Raw genomic sequence first — 21,883 nt, forward strand, 5'->3', positions numbered from 1 at the left:
AAGGCAGGTAAAACAGGCTATGCTGCAAAGCAGCATAGGTGCCATGACGGAGGCTTGAATGGATGCACTGGAGCTGGTTCCGCTGGGAAGCATGGAAATAGCCGTGCGCATCTGGCACCCCGACGCACCGAGAACCGTGGTGGTCTGGCATGGCTTGGCACGCCACGGTGGCGATTTCGAAGGCTTTGCCCGCTCACTTGGCCCCGAGTGGCGGGTGCTGGCCCCGGACACGCCGGGGCGTGGGCTTTCAAGCTGGTCGCTCATTCCAGCGCAGGACTACCTTTATCGCAGCTACAAGAGAGTGGCGCTGGCCGTGCTGGACCACTTCGAGCTGGAGAAAGTGCCTTGGGTCGGCACCTCCATGGGGGGATTGCTGGGTATGCTGCTGGCAGCCGACGCCGAGAGCGCGCATCGTATCGAACGCTTGGTGCTCAACGACGTGGGCCCCGAGTTGAATACCGACGGTCTCGCGCAACTGGCCCTCTATTTCGGCAGGCCGCATCGTTTCACCACCTTCGCCCAGTTACAAGCAGAGCTGACCGAACACTATGCCGGTTTCGGCATCGAGAGCGAGGAAGCCTGGCGTCAGTTGGCACTTGGCAGCGCACGGCGCCTGCCTGATGGCAGCTGGACCTATCATTACGACCCCCGCATTGCCGAACAATTCATCCACGACACACCCCGGGACACCTGGGCAGACTGGCGAGCCATCCAGTGCCCGCTGATGGTGATACGCGGTGCCGACTCGCCGTTGCTGGATGCCGAGAGCCTTGTGAAGATGGCCGACGTTCAACCCGCACTGGTTAGCCTGGAAGTGCCCGGCTGCGGACACGCCCCGATGCTCGACCGCGATAGCCAGGTCGCACCCATCGCCGCATTTCTCACCCGCCCCCACCGCAAACGTCTGCCTCTCCAGCCCGGGCGCTATTTGAAACGTTGGTGGCGGCGGTTGCTTGCCTGGGCGAGGCGGGATAAGCCCCTCAAGGACAGCGACTCGTCACCTTAGGGAAATACTGCACAAATGCCTACACGAGCGAATCGCTGCGTTGCGCGGTGCCGAAGCGTCGGACCGGCGGATCCTCACATATACCCCATATGCTCCGGTTGACTCGAAACCTTCGGTTTCTCGCTCCTTCGGAGCCATCCTTCGGATGTTTGTCGCTTCGCTCGGTACTGTGCTCCGGGCGCTTTGCGACCCACAGGGATGTGGGGAGTGCGTTGGTTCGTCGGGAACGAACCTAGCCGCTTCATCTCGCTCGGCGATTTGTTCAGCGTTTCCCTAGAGGGTGCTGCGATAGTCGCGCGGCTCGATGCCCCACTTGCGCAGTCGCGAGAATAGCGTGGTGGGCTTGAGGCCCAGCAGTTCGGCGGCACCGCTGCGCCCCGAGACCTTGCCGCTACAGCGTTGCAGGGCGGCGATGGCGTTGTCGCGCTGGCGGCGGCAGAGCTCCTGCTCCGGCAGCGGAGCCCCCTCGTCGTTCGTGGTCATATCCGCGATAGTTGGCTCGTTGCGAGGGCTGGGTGGCTCACTCAGCAGCAGGTCATCGAACATCAGGCGGCGATCCTGGGTGACGATCACCTGGCGCTCGATGACGTTCTCCAGCTCGCGGATATTGCCCGGCCAGGGGTAGCGCTGCAGGATCTGCAGCTGGGCCGGCGGGATCCGCACCCCCGGCTTGTTGAACTTCTGGCAGGCTCGCTGCAGGAAGTGCCGCGCCAGCAGCGGCACGTCCTCGATGCGGCTGCGCAGCGGCACCGATTCGATCGGGAAGACGTTGAGGCGGAAGTAGAGATCCTCGCGAAACTCGCCGGCTTCGATCATCTCGCTCAGGTCGCGGTTGGTGGCGGCGATCACCCTCACATCGACTTCGCGGGTCAGGTTGTCGCCGACCCGCTCGAACTGCTGATCCTGCAGTACCCTGAGCAGCTTGCTCTGCAGCGCCAGCGGAATCTCGCCCACCTCGTCGAGGAACAGGGTGCCGCCGTCGGCCAACTCGAAGCGCCCCGGCCGGTCACCCACCGCGCCGGTGAAGGCGCCCCTCACATGGCCGAAGAACTCGCTCTCGAACAGATCGTGGGGAATCGCTGCACAGTTGACGCGAATCAGCGGCCGGTCGCTGCGCTCACTGCCGACGTGAATGGCGCGGGCGATCAGCTCCTTGCCGGTGCCCGACTCGCCGCTGATCAGGACGTTGGCATCGGTGGGAGCGACCAGCGCGATCTGACGAATCAGCTGCGCCACCGCGGGGCTCTCGCCGACGATCTCGCGATGGTTGAGCTCGGCCTTGATCTCCTCCTGCAGGTACTGGTTCTCGAGTTCGAGGCGCTGCTTGAGCGACTCGACCTCGGCCAGGGCGTCGCGCAGCCGCTGCTCGGCCCGCTTGCGCTCGCGGATATCGCGGAACAGCACCACCGCACCCACCAGTCGCCCCATCTCGAAGATCGGCGTGCTGGTGTACTCCACCGGGATCGCCTCGCCGTTCTTGTGCCAGAACACCTCGTCGTCGACGCGATGCACCTGGCCATCGCTGAACGAGGCGTGGATCGGGCACTGCTGGACCGGGAAGTGGCTGCCGTCGGCGTGGGTATGGTGAAACATCAGGTGGGCATCGTGGCCGACCATGTCGTCACTGCTCCAGCCCAGGATGCGCTCGGCGGCGGGATTGACGAAGGTGGTCTTGCCCTCGGCGTCGAGGCCGTAGATGCCCTCCCCGGCAGCGCCGAGGATCAGCTGATTCTGGCGCTCGATTCGTTCGAACACCTGCTCGACCCGCTCCCAGCCGACGTGGCCGCGGCGGTGCTGGCGACGCAGATCGGCCTTGGCCCGCCGCTGTTCGGCCTGGTCACGGTCGGTCAGGGTCAGCAGCAGCGTCTGAGCATCATCCAGGCGCTGTCCAAACACCTCGACATTGTGCGGTTGGCGGGCCAGGTCGAGTACCACCAGGTCATCCGACCAACCCGGCGAGCGGGTCAGCACCTCATCGGTAAAACTCACCCACAGCGGCAGCGATGCCCCCAGGCAGTGGCTGAACGGGCGTGCCGAGAGCGCTTCGACCTCGCCTCCCAGCAGGCTGCAGGCGGCGGAATTGGCATCCAGCAGGCGGTCGCCTACGGGATCGATGACCAGCATGGCCTGGGGCGATTGCTGGAAAACGCGCTGATGCAGTGGCAGTGCAAGGGTCATGGCGGGCTCCTATGTAGCGCATGCCCTACGCCATACAAAACCCACGCCAGTGACGAAATATCGTATAAAAACCAACGAAATATCGTTAATGCCGAAATATCGTCACTGACACCCCCTCTCTTTCAGTCCGCAACACACACTACTAACCATCTGTATTAAAAGAGTTATCCCTTCTCTCGCGGCAACTGGCACGTCCCTGGCAGTGCTTGTTATAGCGTCGCCGTGACTCCCGACACTGCACCACTGCGGCGCATCCCGACGTCCCACTGCTTCCGTGAGGTGAACAACAACATGACCGATCACAACGACCACAACAGCCTGGGCAACCCCTTCGACCATCGCCAGTCGCTGATTCATGGCCGCCACTGCGACTGCCACGACTGCCGCCACGACGCCGCTGCAAGCATCGCCTCCGACAGCGCCAAGCGCGACGCCCTGCCGGCCAGCAGCGACGACATGATGGATCGTGTGGTCGAGAGCGCGCTGGTGCGCGGCATGTTCGGCCATAGCGACATGCATCGCCGCCAGTTCATGAAACTGGTCGGCGGCGGCACCGTGGCGGCCGCGCTGGCCAGCCTGTTCCCGATGGACGCCATCAAGGCGGCGGTCAAGGAGGACCTCGGCCCGCTGGAGAAGACCGAACTGGACGTCGGCTTCATCCCCATCACCTGCGCCACGCCGATCATCATGGCCCACCCGATGGGCTTCTATGAGCGCTATGGCCTCGACGTCAACGTGATCAAGACCGCCGGCTGGGCACTGATCCGCGACAACTCGCTCAACGATACCTTCGATGCGGCGCATATGCTGTCGCCAATGCCGCTGGCGATGAGCCTGGGTGCCGGTTCCAGCCGCCGCTCCTTTATTACCCCGGCCATCGAGAACATCAACGGCCAGGCGATCGTGCTGCACCTCGACCACCAGGACAAGCGCGACCCGCAGCAGTGGAAGGGCTTCACCTTCGGCGTGCCCTTCGAGTACTCGATGCACAACTTCCTGCTGCGCTACTACGTCGCCGAGCACGGCCTCGATCCCGACCAGGACATCCAGATCCGCGTGATTCCGCCTCCCGAGATGGTCGCCAACCTGCGTGCCGGCAATATCGATGGCTTCCTGTCGCCGGACCCGTTCAATCAGCGCGCGGTTTACGAGCGCATCGGCTTCATTCATCTGCTGACCCAGGAGATCTGGGACGGTCACCCGTGCTGCGCCTTTGCCACCAGCGCCACCTTCGCCCGCGAGAACCCCAACACCTACGGTGCGCTGCTGCGGGCGATCATCGATGCTACCCAGTACTCCTCGGATCCCGCCAACCGCTCGGAGATTGCCGAAGCCATCGCCCCCACCAACTACCTCAACCAGCCGGTCAACGTCATCGAGCAGGTCCTTACCGGGCGTTTCGCCGACGGCCTGGGTGAGGTGCGCGACGTCCCAGACCGCATCGATTTCGACCCCTTCCCCTGGCACTCCATGGCGGTGTGGATCCTGACTCAGATGAAGCGCTGGGGCTATATCGACGGCGACGTCGACTACCAGCAGGTCGCCCGCGACGTGTTCCTCGCCAGCGAGGCCGGCGACGTGATGCGCGAACTGGGCTACGACGCCCCTGAAGAGACCTCGCGCAACTACCAGATCATGGGCAAGACCTTCGACTACACCGACCCCGAAGCCTATCTCGATAGTTTCGATATTCGCAGGAGCTAACTCATGGACCGCACGACCACCGAGTGGAACTTCAGTACCAACGTGCGCGCCGGCATCCTTGCGGTGCTGCTGCTAGCGCTGCTTGTCGGCCTGTGGGAGGGCCTTAATCGCGCCCCGATCCTTGGCGGTGCCAGCGCCGAGCTCAGCGAGTATGAGCAGATGATGGCCGGCGCCGACGAGACCGCCGGCGTGCCGCCGCCCTCGGCGATCATGGTGCGCGCCTGGGAGCAGCTTTCGGATCCGTTCTACGATGCCGGCCCCAACGACAAGGGCATCGGCATTCAGCTCGGCTACTCGCTGTTCCGGGTCTTGACCGGCTACTTCGCCGCGGCGCTGATCGCGATTCCCATCGGCTTTCTGATCGGTATGTCACCGCTGGCCTACAAGGCACTCAACCCCTTTATCCAGGTGCTGCGACCGATCTCGCCGCTGGCCTGGATGCCGCTGGCGCTGTTCATCATACGCGACGCCCAGGCCTCGGCGATCTTCGTGATATTCATCTGCTCGATCTGGCCAATGCTGCTCAATACCGCCTTCGGCGTGGCCGGGGTCAGACAGGACTGGGTCAATGTGGCGCGCACCCATGAGCTATCGCCGCTCAAGACCGCCTTCCAGGTGATCCTGCCGGCCGCGGCACCGACCATCCTCACCGGCATGCGCATCTCCATCGGCATTGCCTGGCTGGTCATCGTGGCCGCCGAGATGCTCGTTGGCGGCACCGGCATCGGCTACTACGTGTGGAACGAGTGGAACAACCTCGACCTGACCAGCGTGATCTTCTCGATCCTGCTGATCGGGGTGGTAGGCATGCTGCTCGATATGGCCCTCGGTGCCGTTGCCAAGCTGGTCGCCTACCAGGAATAACCTTCAGGAGAGAGACATGAGTCACGCCTTCGTAGAAGTCCAGCAAGCCGCCAAACGCTTTCCCGGCGCCAAGGGCGAGCCCGACCTGACGGTGTTCGAGAACGTCAGCTTCCAGCTCGAAAAAGGCGAGTTCGTCTGCATTATCGGCCACTCCGGCTGCGGCAAATCGACGATCATGAACTCCCTGGCGGGACTCGATCAGTTCAGCGATGGCGCCATGGTCATGGAGGGCAAGGAGATCGATGGCCCAGGCCTCGAGCGCGGCGTGGTGTTCCAGAACTACAGCCTGCTGCCATGGCTGACGGCGCTGGAAAACGTGCGCTTCGGCGTGCGCGCCCGCTGGAAGGAGTGGGACGAAGCCAGGGTCACCGAGCACAGTCTCGAATACCTGGAAATGGTCGGGCTAAAGGACGTGGTGGATCGCAAACCGGCGCAGCTCTCCGGCGGCATGCGCCAGCGAGTGAGTATCGCCCGGGCCTTTGCCACCAAACCCAAGCTGCTGCTGCTCGACGAGCCGTTCGGCGCCCTCGACGCCCTGACCCGCGGGGTGATCCAGGACGAGCTGGTCAAGATCTGGAGCAAGGATCAGCAGACGGTATTCATGATCACCCACGACGTCGACGAGGCGATCCTGCTCGCCGATCGCATCTTCCTGATGACCAACGGCCCTGAAGCACGCATCGCCGAGGCGGTAGAGATCGACCTGCCGCGCCCCAGGGAGCGTGCGGAGATCGTCAAACACCCCCATTTCTACAAGATTCGTAACTACCTGGTGGAGTTCCTGGTCAAGCGCTCCGCCACCATGAGTCCCGCCGATCTCGATCGCAGCGGCTTGCACTACCCCAAGTCGGTCAATCCCGTTGGTGAGGACGCCAACACCACCACCCCTGCCAGCGCGTCCAGCAAGGACGCACCCGACGACAAGCTCGTCAACTTCACTCCCAAGGAGACGCATCATGGATAAGCTCGAAATGCGCCACACCCTGCTCGCCGCCAAGGCCCGCAAACAGCTCAGCTGGGACGATATCGGCAGCGCCGTCGGTATGTCGCCGGTGTGGGTCGCCTCGGCCTGCTACGGCATGAACAGTGCCAGCCACGAGGTGGCCCACAAGCTGTGCGACGTGCTTGGCGTCGACAGCGACGCGGCCGAGGCGCTCAAGGCCTTCCCCACCAAGGCCTGGGATGAGGCGATCCCCCAGGACCCGTTCATCTACCGGCTCTACGAAGTGGTCGGCGTCTACGGCGAGACCCTCAAGGATGTGGTCCAGGAGCGGTTCGGCGACGGCATCATGAGCGCCATCGACTTCACCATGGAGGTCGACAAGGTCGAGGATCCCAAGGGCGACCGGGTGCTGCTGACTCTCAACGGCAAGTTCCTGCCCTATAAGTCTTGGTAAAGAGCTAGTCCTGGTAACTTTCGACCCGCACCACCGCTCGCTCGACCCCGCCAAGATAGCCACCGCCGAACAGCAGCAGGTGGTTGAGCAGCGGATAGAGCTGGAACAACGCCTCGCGCCTCGGCCAATCGGCCGGGGCGTCGCCGTTCCAGTAGGCCTCGAAGAAGGCCTCACCCGGGGAGCCGAACAGCGTCAACATGGCCAGGTCGACCTCCGGGTAGTGGCGATACACCGCCGGATCGATCAGCGCCGGCCCACGCGAGGTATAGAGCAGGTTGCCGCTCCATAGGTCACCGTGCAGCAGGCTCGCCGGGGCATCAGGCAGCCAGCTTTCCAGGTCGTCGGCCAGGGTCTCGATGCGCTGGCGCAGGGCGGCATCCAGCAGGCAGCGCTCATGGCAGGCAGCCGCCAGCGGCAGCAGTCGCCGCTGGCGCTGAAACACCCGCCCGTCGGCGAGCGGCGCATTGGGCTGCGGCGTGCGTCCGCAGGCGTTGTCGTGGGGCCAGCCATGGGCATCGCCGGTATCGGCATGCAGCGTGCGCAGCCCCTGGCCCAGCGCGAAGGCGTCCCCCGCCTCGCGACGCGAAGGCTGCAGCGCCTCCATGACCAGCCACTCCCCCGCCTGAGCCAGCACCTCGGGCACTATCAGCCCGCAACCGGAAGCGCGCAGCGCCTCCAGACCATCGGCCTCGCCGGCCAGCCGCTGGCCGTCGTCACGCTTGACCACCACCGCGCCCTGGTCGGTGTCGAGCCAGTAGACGGCGGCGATATCGCCACCCGACATGGGCCTCAGCTCGCCTCGCGGCGTCAGCGACAGCGACGTCAGCACTCTCTCCAACGATGCGTCCATGATCCTCTCCCTTGATATTGCCGCTTCATCGCCATCATGCCATGGCCTCCCCCGTGGCTGGCAAAGCGCCCGCCGCTATGGCACAAGGGCAGCCAGGACAGTACAACAGCCTACAGGAGCGCGAGCATGTACAAATTGGCGTTTTTCGTCCCACTGGATGCCGCCGAGACGGTCAAGGAGGCGCTGTTCGAGACCGGCGCCGGGCGCATCGGCGACTACGAGGCGTGCTGCTTCGAGACCCGCGGCCGCGGCCAGTTCAGGCCGTTGGACGGCGCCGACCCGCATATCGGCCGGGTCGGTGATCTCGAGCAGGTCGAGGAGCTCAAGGTCGAACTGGTGTGTGACGACGGCGTCATCCAAGCCGCCGTGGCCGCCCTCAAGCTGGCCCACCCCTATGAGGAGCCGGCCTACGACGTATGGCGGCTGGAGGAGCTCTGAGTCGTCAGGCCAGGCGCTCGTCGATCAGCGCTTCCAGCGCGGCCTGGTCCTCATGGAAGCGGCGGATGCCCTCGGCCAGCTTGTCGTTGGCCATGGCGTCCTGATTGTGCCCCCAGCGGAAGGCGGCCTCATCCAGCGGCGCCGGCCGCTCGCCGGCAGCGGGGATCTCGACCGCCCGGGCAACGTCGCCTTGCGCCGCCGCCAGCTCCTCGAGCAGCGCCGGCGAGATGGTCAGCCGCGGGCAGCCGGCCAGCGCCAGCACCTGGCCGGTGGTGCGAAAGCTGGCCCCCATCACCACGGTGTCATAGCCACCGCGGCCTACGCGTTCGCAGACGCCACGCACGAACTGTACGCCGGGGTCTTCATCGGGCGCGTAGTCGCGGCCGGTCGCGTTCTTGTACCAGTCGGTGACCCGCCCCACGAAGGGTGAGACCAGGAAGACCCCGGCATCGAAGCAGGCCTGAGCCTGGGCATCGCTGAACAGTAGCGTCAGGTTGCACTGGATACCCTCGCGCTCCAGCCGCTCGGCGGCGCGGATACCCTCCCAGGTCGAGGCCAGCTTGATCAGCACGCGATCACGGCCCACGCCGCGCCGGTCATAGAGCTCGATCAGCTCGTGGGCCTTGCGCACGCTGGCCTCCTCGTCGAACGACAGCCGCGCCGCCACCTCGGTGGAGACACGTCCCGGCACTAGTCCGCTGATCTCGCTGCCGATCGCTACCGCCAGGCGGTCCACCGCATGGGCAAGACGCGTCTCCTGCGCGCCCCCTTCCGCCTTGACGGCGGCAAGCTCGGCGTCGATCAGGTCCTGATAGCCGGGCAGCTCGAAGGCCTTGAGCAGCAGCGAGGGATTGGTGGTGGCATCGTGTGGCTGGTAGCGGCGGATCGCCTCGAGATCGCCGGTGTCGGCGACCACCAGCGAGTGGCGTTTGAGATGGTCGAGTTGGCTCGTGAATGTCATGTGGCATTGCTCCTGCTGCAAGAGAGTAAGCGGGTCAAGGCGCCAGGCCATGGCGCTCGGCCAGCGCCCGGTGGTAGCGCGCATAGACCTCGCGGTACGCCGCCGTAGCGCCGGCGTCCGGCTCGGCTACCGAGGCGGCATCGAGATGCACCAGCCGCGTGCACAGCGCCTCCAGCGTCACCCCGTGGGCGTGCTGGTGGCACCAGGCGGCCTGCAGCGCCGCGCCCAGCGCCGCCGCATCGGTGACCTCGGGACAGATCACCGGCGTGGCGGTGACGTCGGCGACCATCTGCCGCCATACCGGGCTCTTGGCGCCGCCGCCGATCAAGCGGATCTGGCTGGCCCCCTCGGTGAGCGAGCCGAACAGGTCCAGGCCGTAGCGCAGCCCAAAGGTCGCCCCTTCCATCACCGCGCGGCACAGGTTGGCCTGGGTAACATTGGCACCGCTCAGGCCGAGAAAGCTGGCGCTGGCTTCAGGCAACATCGGTACCCGTTCGCCGTTGAAAAACGGCAGTACCGTGACCCCTTCGGCGCCCACCGAAGCGCTGGCGATCCGCTCGCCGAAGGTCTCGAGATCGAGCCCGAACAGCTCACGCACTCGGGTGGTCGCCGAGGTGACGTTCATGGTGCAGATCAACGGCAGCCAGCCGCCGGTGCTCGAGCAGAAGTTGGCGACCATGGCGCTGTCGGCGATCACCGGTGCCGGTGAGTAGGCACACACCGTGCCCGACGTTCCCAGGCTCATGGTTACCAGCCCGGGGGTGATATTGCCGGTACCGATGGCGCCGAGCATATTGTCGCCGCCACCGCTGGAGACCAGCACGTCGCTGGAGAGGCCAAGCTCCCGGGCCAGCGCCGGGCGCAACGTGCCGGCCGGCTCGCTGGCCTCGATCAGCCGCGGCAGCACTCGGTCCGGGTCGAGCTCCGGGGCGATGGCGGCGAATACGTCCTCACGCCAAGCACGCGCCCGGGTGTCGAAGTAGCCGGTGCCCGAGGCGTCGCCGGCCTCGGTGACCCGCTCGCCGGTGAGCCAAAAATTGAGGTAGTCGTGGGGCAGCAGCAGGCTCTCGATGCGTCGATACGCCTGCGGCTCGCGCTCGCGCAGCCACGCCAGCTTGGAGGCGGTGTAACCGGTCTGCAGCACCAGGCCGAGCTTGTCGAGGCAGCCGGCCTCGCCGCCCAGCCGCTCGACCAGGGCCGCATTATGGGCCGCCGTCTCGGTATCGCACCACAGCTTGGCCGGATAGACCGGCTCGCCCTTGTCGTCCAGTGCCACCAGCCCGTGCTGCTGACCGGAAACGCCGATGGCACGTATCGCCATCGGGTCGATCCCGACACTGCCTAGCGCCTCGCCGAGGGCGCCGCGCAGGGCGCTGATCCATTCGCCGGGGTCCTGCTCGCGACGGCCGTGATCGTCCTCGATCAGCGAGTGCGGCCGACTGGCCTCGGCGAGGATCGCGCCACGCTCCACGTCGACCACCACCACCTTGGTACTCTGGGTTCCGCAATCCACCCCGATATACATCACGCCGTCCCTTTCGACTGAACCAGTGCTTCGAGGGTAGCGCGTGCGCCGCGTTCGTGCAGCGATGCCAGCACCGTCAGATACGCCTCGCGAAATCGCGATTGGTCGGAGAGATCGCCGAACAGCTCGCGGTTCTCGATAAAGGCGCTGGGCCGTTCACGGTTGTTGGCCGCCAGCGCCATCAGTGGCAGCTTGAGGCGATCCACCACCTCGATGGGCTGGCCCTGTTCGTCGCGGCCCTCGGCGTAGCGCGCCCAGCTTGCCACCACCGCCGCGCTGAGGCGGATCTCGCCGCCGCGAGCCAGCTGCTCGCGGATCACCGGTACCAGCCACTTGGGAATCCGGTCGGAGCTCTCGGCGCACAGCCGCGCCAGGGTGTCCTTGATCTGCGGGTTGGCGAAGCGCTCGATCAGCGTCAGGCGGTACGCTTCGAGATCGACGCCGGGTACCGGCGCCAGGGTCGGGCTGCCCTCCTCACGCATATAGGCGAGCAGAAACTCGACGAACAGCGGGTCCTGGCACACCTCGTGGGCGTAGCGGTAACCGACCAGATAGCCGAAGTAGCACAGCGCCTGATGGCTGGCGTTGAGCAGCCGCAGCTTCATCAGCTCATAGGGCTCGACGTCCTCGACCACCTGCACCCCGGCCTTCTCGAAGGCAGGCCGCCCGGCAGCGAAGTGATCCTCCAGCACCCACTGGGTGAAGGGCTCGCACACCACCGGCCAGGCATCCACCACACCGAACTGCGCCGCTAGCTCGTCGATGTCGGACTGAGCGGTCACCGGCGTAATGCGGTCGACCATCGAGTTGGGAAACGCCACCTCGCCCTCGAGCCACGCCGCCAGCTCGACGTCGCGGGCCCGGGCATAGGCGCTGAACATGCGCTTGGCGACATCGCCATTGCCCTGGATATTGTCGCAGGACATCACCGTGAAGGGCGCAATTCCCTGGGCCCGACGCCGCACCAGCGCCTCCACTACCAGCCCGAAGGTCGTGCTCGGCCGGCTCGGCGCGGCCAGATCGGCCTGCACCTGGGGGTTGTCGAGGTCGAACTCGCCGCTCACCGGGTGGAAGTTGTAGCCACCCTCGGTAACGGTCAGCGAGACGATACTGATCGCCGGGTCGGCCATGCGCTCGATCACCGCCTCGGGGTCGTCCGGCGCGAACAGGTAGTCGATCATGCTGCCGATCACCCGCGGTTCATGGCGACCGTCGGGGTGCTTGACCACCAGGGTATAGAGGTGGTCCTGGGCGGTCAGCACCTGCTGCATGCGCTTGTCGCCGGGCATCACCCCGACCCCGACGATCCCCCAATCGAGCGCCTCACCCTGGTTCATCAGGTCATCCAGGTACATGGCCTGATGGGCGCGGTGGAAGCCGCCCACGCCGATATGCACGATCCCCGCCGTGACCGCACCACGATCATAGTGTGGGCGGGCTACCTCGGCGGGCAGGCTGTGCAGCGTCTTGTTGCTGAGGGCTGTCATGGGGCATCTCCAGTGGCAAAAAAAATCGGCCCACCAGATCCGGCGTCAGCACCACACCAGATCCGCGGTTCGCGAATGCCGCTTGACCAGACGGGCATTCAGCATGTCCTTGTTGCGCGCCTTGTCGGTTGCAGCCGCAGGTGCCAGGCCCATCTCCTGCCAGCGCTCGATAAGGCGGCGCTCGAGTTCGGCTTCATCGACCTCCAGCATCACGCTGAAGTCGAACAGCGGTGCCAGGTCGCGCCACGGCGACTGATCCAGCAGCAGGTAGTTGCCCTCGACCAGGATGATGCGGTGCGCGAGACTCACAATGCGCCCGCCGGCCCGGGCCAGGTCGAGGGGACGGTCGAACACCGGCACCGCCACCGCGGCGTCGGCGCGGCGGATGCGCAGCAGATCGGCATGCAAGCCGTCCACGTCGAAGGTGTGCGGCGCACCCTTGTGCGGAATCAGCTCGGCACCAAGCACCGCGTTGTCGAAGTGATAGCCATCCATCGGGACCACTACCACCTCCCCGGGCAGTTCGACGTCGATGGCCTGCCACAGGTACTCGGCGAGCGTCGACTTGCCGGCCCCCGGCGGGCCGGCCAGGGCGACCACGAAGCGCTCGGCATCTGCCGCGGCGGTGATGATCTCCTGGGCAATTTCTGTCGTTGAATGACTCATCAAGACGTCCTCATGTCTGGTATGGCGAGTCGACATCATCGCTCGTGCCGTGCTGTGTGCAACTCTCGCCGTCCCGTAGTCTTGTCATATCTGCGTTTCAACTCATCCAATTGCCGCCGTCGACGTTCAGCGTCTGGGCGACCACGTAGTCGCTGTCGTCGCTGGCCAGGAACAGCGCCGGGCCCACGTAGTCCTCGGGCCGTCCCATGCGCCCGTAGGGCACCGCCTCGCCGACCAGGCGTTTCTTCTCGCCCGGCGGCCGCCCTTCATAGCGGGCGAACAGCGCATCGACCTCCGCCCACATCGGCGTATCGACCACCCCGGGCGCGATGCCGTTGACGCGGATGCCGTGCTTGATCAGGTCCAGGGCACAGGACTGGGTGAGGCTGATCACCGCCGCCTTGGTGGCACAGTACATGCTCACCAGTGCCTCGCCGCGGCGCCCCGCCTGGGATGACATATTGATGATCGCCCCGCCCTGCCCACGGGCCACCATCGCCCTGGCGACCGCCTGCAGGGTGAAGAACAGCCCCCTGACGTTGACGTTGAACTGCTTGTCGTAACTGGCCTCGGTCACCTCCAGCACCGGGGCCATATCGAACAGCGCGGCGTTATTGACCAGGATGTCGATACCGCCGAAACGCTCGCTGACCTGGGCCACCATGGCCTCGATGGCCTTGATGTCGCAGACGTCGAGGCGCACCCCCATCAGCCGCGTGCCGGCCTGGCCATCGGCATCGAGGGTCGCCAGCGCCGCGTCGATGGCGACTTGGTCGATATCGGCGATGACCAGCTTGGCGCCCTCGGCCAGATAGCCCTGGGCGATGGCCAGGCCGATACCGCGGGCGCCGCCGGTGATCACCGCCACCTTGTGATTGAGTTTCATGTCTCGTGTCTCCTTGAGGGGATGCGCGGCACGGCGCTTTGCCAGTCATGGACCAGAGCGGCCAGTTGCTGCATGTGCTCGATCACCCGCCAGGCGCCGGCGGCTTCCAGCCGCGCCGCCTGCCCCGCCTCGATATGACTGGCGCCGGTAAAACCGACCACCGTCATGCCCGCGGCATGCGCCGCGGTAACCCCGGCAACGCTATCCTCGATCACCAGGCACGCATCGACCGCCACGCCCAGCCGATTAGCGGCCAGCCGGTAGAGGGCCGGATCGGGCTTGGGGTGCTCGACCTCATCGGCAGTGAAGATCGGCGCCTCGCCGAGCAGCGTATCCAGCCCGGTGCTGGCCAGCGAGGCCACCACCCGCTGGCGGCGGCTGTTGGAGACCACCGCCTTGGGCAGCGCAATGGCGCTGATCGCCGCCGCAACCCCGGGCATGGCCTGCAGCTCCTCGGCCAGCCGCCCCTCGATGGTAGTATCGACCCGCCGGGTGGCATCCGTGGGCAGCCGGTGGCTGCTCTGTGCTTCGAGATGACGCAGGATATTGGCGGTGGTCATGCCCAGCGCCTGGCGCAGCACGGTCTCGGTCTCCAGGTCGGGCAGCCACTCGCCGAGCAGCTCGATCAGCGTCGCCTCGGCGATTGCCTCGCTATCCACCAGCACGCCGTCGCAGTCGAAGATCAGGGTCGGCGTCGAGCTCATGCGCCGCCCTCGGGGCGCTCACGGCTATTCTCCACTCGCTCACGGCTGTCCTGACGCACCAGCCCCGAGAGCGGATGGCGCTGCAGACTCGCCAGGGCCAGCCCCTGGCCGTCGAACAGGTGTGCCCGGGAGGGTTCGAAGCCGAAGTTCACCTGCTCATTAACGCGATAGGTGACATCACCGTCGGCAGTGATGGTGATGATGCCGTCGTCCATCTCGACGTAGAGCGAGGTCTGGCCGCCCAGCCGCTCGATGACCTTGATCTGACCCGACAGCGGCCCCTGATCGTCGAGCAGCAGGTGCTCGGGGCGAATGCCCAACTCCAGGGCATCGCCCGCCTGGGCGCCCTCGCCGTTCACCGCCACCTCGCTGGTGCCGCCCCCGGGCAGCGCTACGCGCACCCCGCTGGTAGACACCGCCTGGGCCGTGACCGGCAGGAAGTTCATCTTCGGCGAGCCGATGAAACCGGCCACGAAACGGTTGCAGGGGTGGTGATAGAGTTCCATCGGCGAGCCGACCTGCTCTACTTCGCCGCCCTGCAGCACCACGATCTTGTCGGCCATGGTCATGGCTTCGATCTGGTCGTGGGTCACATAGATCATGGTGGCGTCGAGCTCTTCGTGCAGCCGCGCCAGCTCGATGCGCATTTGCACCCGCAGCGCCGCATCGAGGTTGGAGAGCGGCTCATCGAACAGGAAGATGCTGGGGTTACGGACGATGGCGCGGCCGATCGCCACCCGCTGACGCTGGCCCCCGGAGAGCGCCTTGGGTTTGCGATCGAGCAGCGGCTCGAGCTGCAGGATCCGCGCCGCTTCGAGCACCTTCTCGCGCCGCGCCTGCTTGCCGACCCCGGCCAGACGCAGGCTGAAGCCCATGTTGTCCTCGACGGTCATATGCGGATAGAGCGCATAGCTCTGGAACACCATCGCCAGGCCGCGGTCGGCGGGGCCGACCTCATTGATGCGCTCACCGTCGATGAGCAGATCGCCGGTGGTGGCACTTTCGAGTCCGGCAATGATCCGCAACAGGGTCGACTTGCCGCAACCCGAGGGGCCAACGAAGACCACGAATTCGCGGTCGTTGACCTCCAGGTCGATGCCCTTGAGCACCTCGGTATCGTCGAAACGTTTGACGACTTGCTTGATCTGTAAGGTAGCCATGGTAAGAGTCCTGTTACTTGACGGCGCCGAAGGTCAGGCCGCGTACCATCTGTTTCTGGGTGAGCCAGCCGAAGATCAGGATCGGTGCGACCGCCATGGTCGAGGCCGCCGACAGCTTGGCCCAGAACAGGCCTTCGGGGCTGGAGAAGGAGGCGATGTAAGCGGTCAGAGGGGCCGCCCGCGAACTGGTCAAGTTGAGGCTCCAGAAAGCCTCGTTCCAGCTCAGGATCACCGACAGCAGACCGGTGGAGGCGATGCCCGGCAGGGTCAGCGGGATCAGCAGATAGAGCATCTCCTGGCGGGTATTGGCACCATCCATGCGCCCCGCTTCGAGGATGTCCTTGGGCAGATCCTTGAAGAAGGTGTAGAGCATCCAGATCACGATCGGCAGGTTCATCAGGGTGTAGATGACGGTCAGGCCGATACGCGTGTCGAGCATGCCCAGATCGCGAAAAATCAGATAGATCGGCACCAGTACGCCCACCGGCGGCAGCATCTTGGTGGAGAGCATCCACAGCATGGTGCCCTTGGTGCGCTTGGTGGGCAGGAAGGCCATCGAGTAGGCCGCCGGAATACCGATCATCAGCGCCAGCAGGGTCGAGCCGAAGGCGACGTAGACGCTGTTATAGGCGAAGCGGAAATAGTCGGCGCGGCCCTGCACCGCGGCGTAGCTGTCCAGCGTCGGGGTGAAGAACAGGGTCGGGTCGGCGATCGCCTGGGCCTCGGTCTTGAAGCCGGTGAGGATCATCCACAGGATCGGGAAGAAGATCACGAAGGTGATGCTCCAGGCCAGTACGGCCAGGATGAAGCGCTGTAAGCGTGACGTATTCATGAGGGCTCCTTCGGCTAGTCTTCGAGGTTCTTCGCGACCATGCGGATCAGGAAGATCGCCACGATATTGGCCAGGATGATGGCGATGACCCCGCCGGCGGAGGCACCCCCCACGTCGAATTCCAGCAGTGCGCGGATATAGATCAGATACGCCAGATTGGTGGTGGCAAGCCCCGGTCCACCCGAGGTGGTGACATAGATCTCGGCGAAGATGGTCAGCAGGAAGATCATCTGGATCATGATCACCACGCTGATGGCGCGCTTGAGGTGCGGCAGGGTGATAAAGAAGAACACCGCCACCGGGCCGGCCCCGTCCATGCGTGCCGCCTCGACCTGATCCTCGTCCAGCGACTGCATGGCGGTGAGCAGTATCAGCAGCGCAAACGGCAGCCACTGCCAGGCGACGATGATGATGATCGACAGCAGCGGGAAGGAGGAGAACCAGTCTATTGCCGGCAGCCCGAACAGCCCCAGAAACCAGGCCAGCACGCCGTTGACCGGGTGCATCATCATGTTCTGCCAGACCAGCGCGCTGACCGTGGGCATGATGAAGAAGGGTGAGATCGCCAGCACCCGGGCCACGCCGCGGCCGAAGAAATCCTGCTGATAGAGCACCGCCAGCAGGGTGCCGCCAATCACCGAGATCGCCAGCACCGAACCCACCAGCACCAGGGTGTTGCCCATGGCCCGCCATAGCGCCGGATCGGAGAGTAGATATCGATAGTTTTCCAGGCCGGCGAACTGCTCCATGCCCGGCATCAGCAGGTTGTAGCGCTGGAAGGAGAACCACAGGGTCATGCCCAGTGGGATCAGCATCCAGATCAGCAGCAGCGTGACCGCAGGCGCTTGCAGCGACAGCGAACGCAGGCCGCCTACGGTGCGCCCGGAAGTTCGAGTACGCATGGTATTACCACTCGGAGTTGAGACACGGAGGTCGGCCGGGGATTACCCGGCCGACTGGCGATCAATCGTAGTAGCCCGCCTGACGCATGGCGCGCTCGGCGCTACGCTGTGCCGACTCCAGCGCCTGCTCGACCGGCATCTGCCCGGTCAGCGCCGCGGCGATCGACTGACCGACCTGGGTGCCAATCGCCTGGAACTCGGGAATGCCGACGAACTGCACGCCCGTATACGGGACCGGCTTGGCCGTCGAGTCAGTGGGATCGGCGTTCTGCATCGCCTCGAGCACGAAGCTGGCGAAGGGCGCCGCCTCGATATAGCGCTCGTCCTCATAGGTCGAGGTGCGTGTGCCCGGCGGCACGCTGGTCCAGCCTTGGGTCTCGCCGACCAGTTCGATGTACGCCTGAGAGGTTGCCCAGGTGATGAACTGCTCGGCGGCGTCCGGCTCTTCCGAGGAGGCGGGGATCGCCAGTGACCAGGACCACAGCCAGTGCGAGCCCTTGGGGGTTTCGGCGACCGGCGCCTGGGAGAAGCCGAGCACATCGGCCACGTCCGACTCCGAGGGATCGAACAGGCGACCCGCTGCCGAGGTGGCATCGACCCACATGCCGCAGCGACCGCCGGCAAAATGCGCCAGGTTCTCGTTGAAGCCGTTGGAGCTGGCACCCGGCGGACCGTAGTTGCCGAGCAGATCGACATAGAAGCTTATCGCTTCCTGCCACTCGGGGGAGTTGATCTCGGGGGCCCACTCCTCGTCGAACCAGCGGCCGCCGTAGGTATTCACCAGGGTCGAGACGAAGGCCATGTTCTCGCCCCAGCCCGGCTTGCCGCGCAGGCAGATGCCGTAGACGCGGTTATCGGGATCGTGGATCTGGCTTGCCCACTCGTAGGCTTGATCCCAGGTAGGTTGCTCGGGCATCTCGATGCCGTGCTCTTCGAACAGGTCGGTACGGTAGTAGAGCATCGAGCTCTCGCCGTAGAACGGCAGCGCGTGCAGGGTGCCGTCGTAACTGAGGCCCTCGCGCACCGGGCGCAGCAGGTCATCGACCTGGTAGTCATCGGCGAGGTCGTCGAGGGGCACCAGCCAACCACGCTCGGCCCAGATCGGTGCCTCGTAGGTGCCGATGGTCATCACATCGAACTGGCCGCCACCGGTGGCGATATCGGTAGTCAGACGCTGGCGCAGCACGTTTTCCTCGAGTACTACCCAGTTGACGCTAATGCCGGGATGCGCCTGCTCGAACTCATCGGTCAGGCTCTGCATGATCACCATATCGTTGTTGTTGACGGTGGCGACGGTGATTTCCTGCGCGTGGGCGGCGGCCGAGACCGCCACCGCCAGGGTCGCCAATGGCAAGGCGTGGGAGAGTTTCATGGAGTGCTCCTTGGTAACGCTTGGCATTGTTGTTCTGCTCAAGTCATTTTGATCAAATTGATCATCTATCGATCAAATGATCGTATGCGGTGCCAAAAAAAGCAAAGCCCGGAGGCTTATACTTTGGGTGCATTTATGCAGGCCCGTTCATACTGCAATGCATCAAAAATGTTCGACGATATGACGGGCCGCCAGCTGATCGGTCACCAGTCCCTTGAGCCAGCCGCCTCGCAGCGCGGCCAGAATTGCCGGCCCCTTGGCGACCCCGCCGGCTAGCGCGACGATCGGCTGGTCGCGAAACATCTCCAGCGGCAGACTGGTGACGCGCCGGGTGATCGAACACTCCACCACGTCACCGTCGGCGGTCATCGGCCAGCCAAGCAGCTCGCCCACCGCCTGCCTCCCGAGCAGCTCATCGAGCTCGGCCTCGGAAATGAAGTGGTCCTGGAACAGTGTGGCCTGGCGGTCGATCTGACCGACCCCGATAAACGCCGCCTCGGCCTCCAGAGCGACCTGAGTGATGGCCTGAAACAGTGGCTGCTGCTGCAGCGAGGCTTTCTCTTCCACCGTGCTCGCCACCACCGGCGAGGGCAGCAGGAAGCGCTGACCGCCGGTCTTGTCGGCCAGCACCATGACGCCATCGTAGCGGTTGGAGGAGCCGTCCCGGGCAACGTTACCGACCAGCGACACGAAGCGGTGCTGGGGACGCTCGATGCGGCTCAGCGACTCCACCGTGGCGCGCACCGAGCGCCCGGTGCCCAGCGACAGGGTCAGCGGATCGCTGCGCTCGACCAGCCGCGACACCCGTTCGGCTCCGGCCACCGCCAGGTAATAGGCCGCCCCCTCCGGGGCGCTGGCCTCGGCAGGCACCACGTCGCAGTAGTCGAGACCGAAGCGCTCGCGGATCGCGCTGGCCAGGGTCATGCAGGCGGCGATGGGGTGATCGATATGCACCTTGATCAGCCCCTCCTGACGCGCCAGGGCCAGCAGCCGCTGCACCCCCGGACGCGACACGCCCAGTTGGCTGGCGATCTCGTCCTGCGTGATGCCACCGACATATGACATCCAGGCGGCGCGAGCCGCTTGATCCAGTTTCACCTCGAACTTGTCCACGGATCGATTACCCTCTAGGCCGGTGGAAGCATTATCGTCATCATACAAAGCTGATCGGTATCCACAACGCGCCAAAGGTGCCAGTCACCTCTGGCGCACCACCTCAATCAAGGAGCCCTGCATGCCTATTGCCCTGATCACCGGCGCCACCTCCGGTTTCGGCCACGCCACCGCCTATCGTTTCGCCGAGGCGGGCTGGTCGTTGATTCTCACCGGCCGGCGCAGCGAGCGCCTGGCCGAGCTCGAGGCCGAGCTTGGCAGCAAGGTCGAGGTGCTCACCCTGCCCCTCGACGTACGCGATGCCGAGGCGGTAAAAGCCACCATCGATGGCCTCGAGGGCCCATGGCGCGGAATCACCTGCCTGGTCAATAACGCCGGTCTGGCGTTGGCATTGGAGCCGGCCCAGCGCGTCGACCTCAACGACTGGCACACCATGATCGACACCAATATCACCGGTCTGGTCAACGTCACCCACGCCGCGCTGCCGCTGCTGATCGACACCGGCAAGGGCGCCAGCATCGTCAATATCGGCTCGGTCGCCGGCAGCTACCCCTATCCCGGCAGCCACGTTTACGGCGCCACCAAGGCCTTCGTGCAGCAGTTCAGCTACAACCTGCGCTGCGACCTCAAGGGCAGCGGCGTGCGGGTTACCGACGTTGCCCCGGGCCTGTCCGAGACCGAGTTCATGCTGGTGCGCTCCAAGGGCGACGAGCAGGCCTCCAAGCAGCTCTACGCCGGCGCCAATCCGCTGCAGGCCGAGGATATCGCCGCCCAGGTCTTCTACGTCGCCACCCTGCCCGAGCATATCAATATCAATCGTCTGGAGATCATGCCCACCAGCCAGAGCTGGTCGCCGTTCAGCATCGAAAGGGAGTGACTCAGGCTCCGGGAGGCGCCTCGTCGACCCGATGTGACTGCTGCCACAGCCGCGATACCAGCTCCTGAATGAAGTTGCGCACGATCAGCGCCGGGCGTCGCCCGGCCCGGGTTACCACGCAGAACGGCGAGGCGATCTCGATCTGCTCCGGCAGCAGCGCCTTGAGCTCACCGCGGGCTACCCAATGTTCAGCGTAGTAGTGCGGCAGGTTGCCGATGAAGTGGCCGCTGAGGATCAGCAGCGCCTGGGCTTCCATATTGGAGGCATGGGCGCCCACCGTTGCGTCGGGAAAGCTGCGCAGTTCTTGCAGGTTGGCGTAGGGGCGGACCACGAAGGGGTGCTCGACGATCTCCGCCACCCTCAATTGTTCGGCCGGGCGCTCGAACAGCGGGTGCATGCGCGCACAGTAGACGCCGTGCATCTCGGTATAAATCTGACGATGTTGCAGCCCCTCCATCTGCGCAGTTTCCGGCAGGATGCCTAGCTGCACCTCGCCGTTGGCGATCTCGCCGATCAGTCGGTCGGGGCTGCCTACGGTGATGTTCAGACGGGCGCGAGCATTCTTGCGCAGAAATTCGCCGATCACCCCCTGCAGGTCGAGAACCTCGTCCATGATGGTGTTATCCACCACCCCCAGCCGCAGGGTGCCGTAGACCGAACTACGCAGCTCGCTCATCTCACTGTCGAAGTCATCCACCGAAGCCAGCAGCGACTTCGCGCGCTCATGCACGACCGCGCCCCGCTCGGTCAATTCAAAGCCTTGTCGCCCGCGACGACAGACCGTGAAGCCGACCCGTTCCTCCAGCGCGCGGATATGAAAGCTGACCGCCGACTGGCTCATATGCAGCGCGGTCTGGGCACCGGCAAAACCGCGGTGCTCGGCCACCGCGAGGAACACCGACAGGCTCTTGAGATCCGCCGCAGAAAGCTTCATTAAAATGTCCTACTTTGGTGCGAATCA

The 21,883-nt window shown here is 65.1% G+C and carries 21 protein-coding genes; 7 read left to right on the top strand and 14 right to left on the bottom strand.

Annotated elements, in window-relative coordinates; genetic code table 11:
* Positions 1-58 precede the first annotated feature (58 nt).
* Complete coding sequence (locus IEI94_RS20350; RefSeq protein WP_191169035.1) at positions 59-1,006, top strand: alpha/beta fold hydrolase; 948 nt, start codon at positions 59-61, stop codon at positions 1,004-1,006.
* 273 nt (positions 1,007-1,279) lie between these two features.
* Here the strand turns inward: IEI94_RS20350 and IEI94_RS20355 are convergent, their stop codons facing one another.
* Complete coding sequence (locus tag IEI94_RS20355) at positions 1,280-3,184, bottom strand: sigma 54-interacting transcriptional regulator (RefSeq protein ID WP_191169036.1); 1,905 nt, start codon at positions 3,182-3,184, stop codon at positions 1,280-1,282.
* Positions 3,185-3,475: 291 nt separating this feature from the next.
* Here IEI94_RS20355 and IEI94_RS20360 point away from each other — a divergent pair, with 291 nt between their 5' ends.
* The 4 genes from IEI94_RS20360 to cynS are packed head-to-tail and all read left to right on the top strand — an operon-like array spanning position 3,476 to position 7,149.
* Complete coding sequence (locus tag IEI94_RS20360) at positions 3,476-4,888, top strand: CmpA/NrtA family ABC transporter substrate-binding protein (protein WP_191169037.1); 1,413 nt, start codon at positions 3,476-3,478, stop codon at positions 4,886-4,888.
* Between the two features lie 3 nt (positions 4,889-4,891).
* Positions 4,892-5,752: a nitrate ABC transporter permease gene (gene ntrB / locus IEI94_RS20365; protein ID WP_191169038.1), complete on the top strand. Its 861-nt coding sequence runs from the start codon at positions 4,892-4,894 to the stop codon at positions 5,750-5,752.
* A 16-nt stretch (positions 5,753-5,768) separates the two neighbouring features.
* A complete protein-coding gene (locus IEI94_RS20370; protein ID WP_191169039.1) occupies positions 5,769-6,716 on the top strand; it encodes an ABC transporter ATP-binding protein in 948 nt (315 codons plus the stop codon).
* Positions 6,709-7,149 (top strand): cyanase, encoded by a 441-nt coding sequence (gene cynS / locus IEI94_RS20375; protein WP_191169040.1) that lies wholly within the window; start codon positions 6,709-6,711, stop codon positions 7,147-7,149. Before IEI94_RS20370 ends, cynS begins: the two co-directional genes overlap by 8 nt.
* Positions 7,150-7,153: 4 nt before the next feature.
* Here cynS and IEI94_RS20380 read toward each other — a convergent pair whose 3' ends face one another.
* Positions 7,154-7,999 (bottom strand): fructosamine kinase family protein, encoded by an 846-nt coding sequence (locus IEI94_RS20380; protein WP_191169041.1) that lies wholly within the window; start codon positions 7,997-7,999, stop codon positions 7,154-7,156.
* A 126-nt stretch (positions 8,000-8,125) separates the two neighbouring features.
* Here IEI94_RS20380 and IEI94_RS20385 point away from each other — a divergent pair, with 126 nt between their 5' ends.
* A complete protein-coding gene (locus IEI94_RS20385; protein ID WP_191169042.1) occupies positions 8,126-8,437 on the top strand; it encodes a YqfO family protein in 312 nt (103 codons plus the stop codon).
* Positions 8,438-8,441: 4 nt separating this feature from the next.
* Here IEI94_RS20385 and tal read toward each other — a convergent pair whose 3' ends face one another.
* The 11 genes from tal to IEI94_RS20440 form a co-directional block, all read right to left on the bottom strand.
* The gene (tal, locus tag IEI94_RS20390; protein WP_191169043.1) at positions 8,442-9,398 is read right to left on the bottom strand and encodes a transaldolase; all 957 of its coding nucleotides are present in this window, start codon (positions 9,396-9,398) and stop codon (positions 8,442-8,444) included.
* A 34-nt stretch (positions 9,399-9,432) separates the two neighbouring features.
* The gene (gene xylB, locus IEI94_RS20395; RefSeq protein WP_191169044.1) at positions 9,433-10,923 is read right to left on the bottom strand and encodes a xylulokinase; all 1,491 of its coding nucleotides are present in this window, start codon (positions 10,921-10,923) and stop codon (positions 9,433-9,435) included.
* Positions 10,923-12,410, bottom strand: a complete 1,488-nt coding sequence (locus IEI94_RS20400) for a mannitol dehydrogenase family protein (protein WP_191169045.1) — start codon at positions 12,408-12,410, stop codon at positions 10,923-10,925. The genes xylB and IEI94_RS20400 overlap by 1 nt, the downstream gene beginning before the upstream one ends.
* A 45-nt stretch (positions 12,411-12,455) precedes the next feature.
* A complete protein-coding gene (locus tag IEI94_RS20405; protein ID WP_191169046.1) occupies positions 12,456-13,076 on the bottom strand; it encodes a nucleoside/nucleotide kinase family protein in 621 nt (206 codons plus the stop codon).
* Between the two features lie 97 nt (positions 13,077-13,173).
* A complete protein-coding gene (locus IEI94_RS20410; protein ID WP_191169047.1) occupies positions 13,174-13,962 on the bottom strand; it encodes an L-iditol 2-dehydrogenase in 789 nt (262 codons plus the stop codon).
* Positions 13,959-14,666 carry an HAD family hydrolase gene (locus IEI94_RS20415; RefSeq protein WP_191169048.1) on the bottom strand — a complete coding sequence of 236 codons (708 nt, stop codon included), beginning with the start codon at positions 14,664-14,666 and terminating at the stop codon, positions 13,959-13,961. Before IEI94_RS20415 ends, IEI94_RS20410 begins: the two co-directional genes overlap by 4 nt.
* Entirely contained in the window at positions 14,663-15,826 is a 1,164-nt protein-coding gene (locus IEI94_RS20420) for an ABC transporter ATP-binding protein (protein ID WP_191169049.1), read from the bottom strand. The genes IEI94_RS20415 and IEI94_RS20420 overlap by 4 nt, the downstream gene beginning before the upstream one ends.
* Before the next feature lie 13 nt (positions 15,827-15,839).
* Positions 15,840-16,658, bottom strand: coding sequence for a carbohydrate ABC transporter permease (locus IEI94_RS20425; protein WP_191169050.1), 819 nt, complete (start codon positions 16,656-16,658; stop codon positions 15,840-15,842).
* A 14-nt stretch (positions 16,659-16,672) separates the two neighbouring features.
* Positions 16,673-17,560, bottom strand: a complete 888-nt coding sequence (locus IEI94_RS20430) for a carbohydrate ABC transporter permease (RefSeq protein ID WP_191169051.1) — start codon at positions 17,558-17,560, stop codon at positions 16,673-16,675.
* Between the two features lie 61 nt (positions 17,561-17,621).
* Positions 17,622-18,932: an ABC transporter substrate-binding protein gene (locus IEI94_RS20435; protein ID WP_191169052.1), complete on the bottom strand. Its 1,311-nt coding sequence runs from the start codon at positions 18,930-18,932 to the stop codon at positions 17,622-17,624.
* Between the two features lie 162 nt (positions 18,933-19,094).
* Positions 19,095-20,093 (bottom strand): sugar-binding transcriptional regulator, encoded by a 999-nt coding sequence (locus tag IEI94_RS20440; RefSeq protein ID WP_224750211.1) that lies wholly within the window; start codon positions 20,091-20,093, stop codon positions 19,095-19,097.
* A 73-nt stretch (positions 20,094-20,166) separates the two neighbouring features.
* On the opposite strand from IEI94_RS20440, the gene IEI94_RS20445 reads away from it, so the two are divergent.
* The gene (locus IEI94_RS20445; RefSeq protein ID WP_191169054.1) at positions 20,167-20,922 is read left to right on the top strand and encodes an SDR family NAD(P)-dependent oxidoreductase; all 756 of its coding nucleotides are present in this window, start codon (positions 20,167-20,169) and stop codon (positions 20,920-20,922) included.
* Position 20,923: 1 nt separating this feature from the next.
* Here IEI94_RS20445 and IEI94_RS20450 read toward each other — a convergent pair whose 3' ends face one another.
* Positions 20,924-21,856, bottom strand: a complete 933-nt coding sequence (locus tag IEI94_RS20450) for a LysR family transcriptional regulator (protein WP_191169055.1) — start codon at positions 21,854-21,856, stop codon at positions 20,924-20,926.
* Between the last annotated feature and the right edge of the window lie 27 nt (positions 21,857-21,883).

The sequence above is a fragment of the Halomonas sp. ML-15 genome (assembly GCF_014779595.1).
In the GTDB taxonomy this organism is placed as follows: domain Bacteria; phylum Pseudomonadota; class Gammaproteobacteria; order Pseudomonadales; family Halomonadaceae; genus Franzmannia.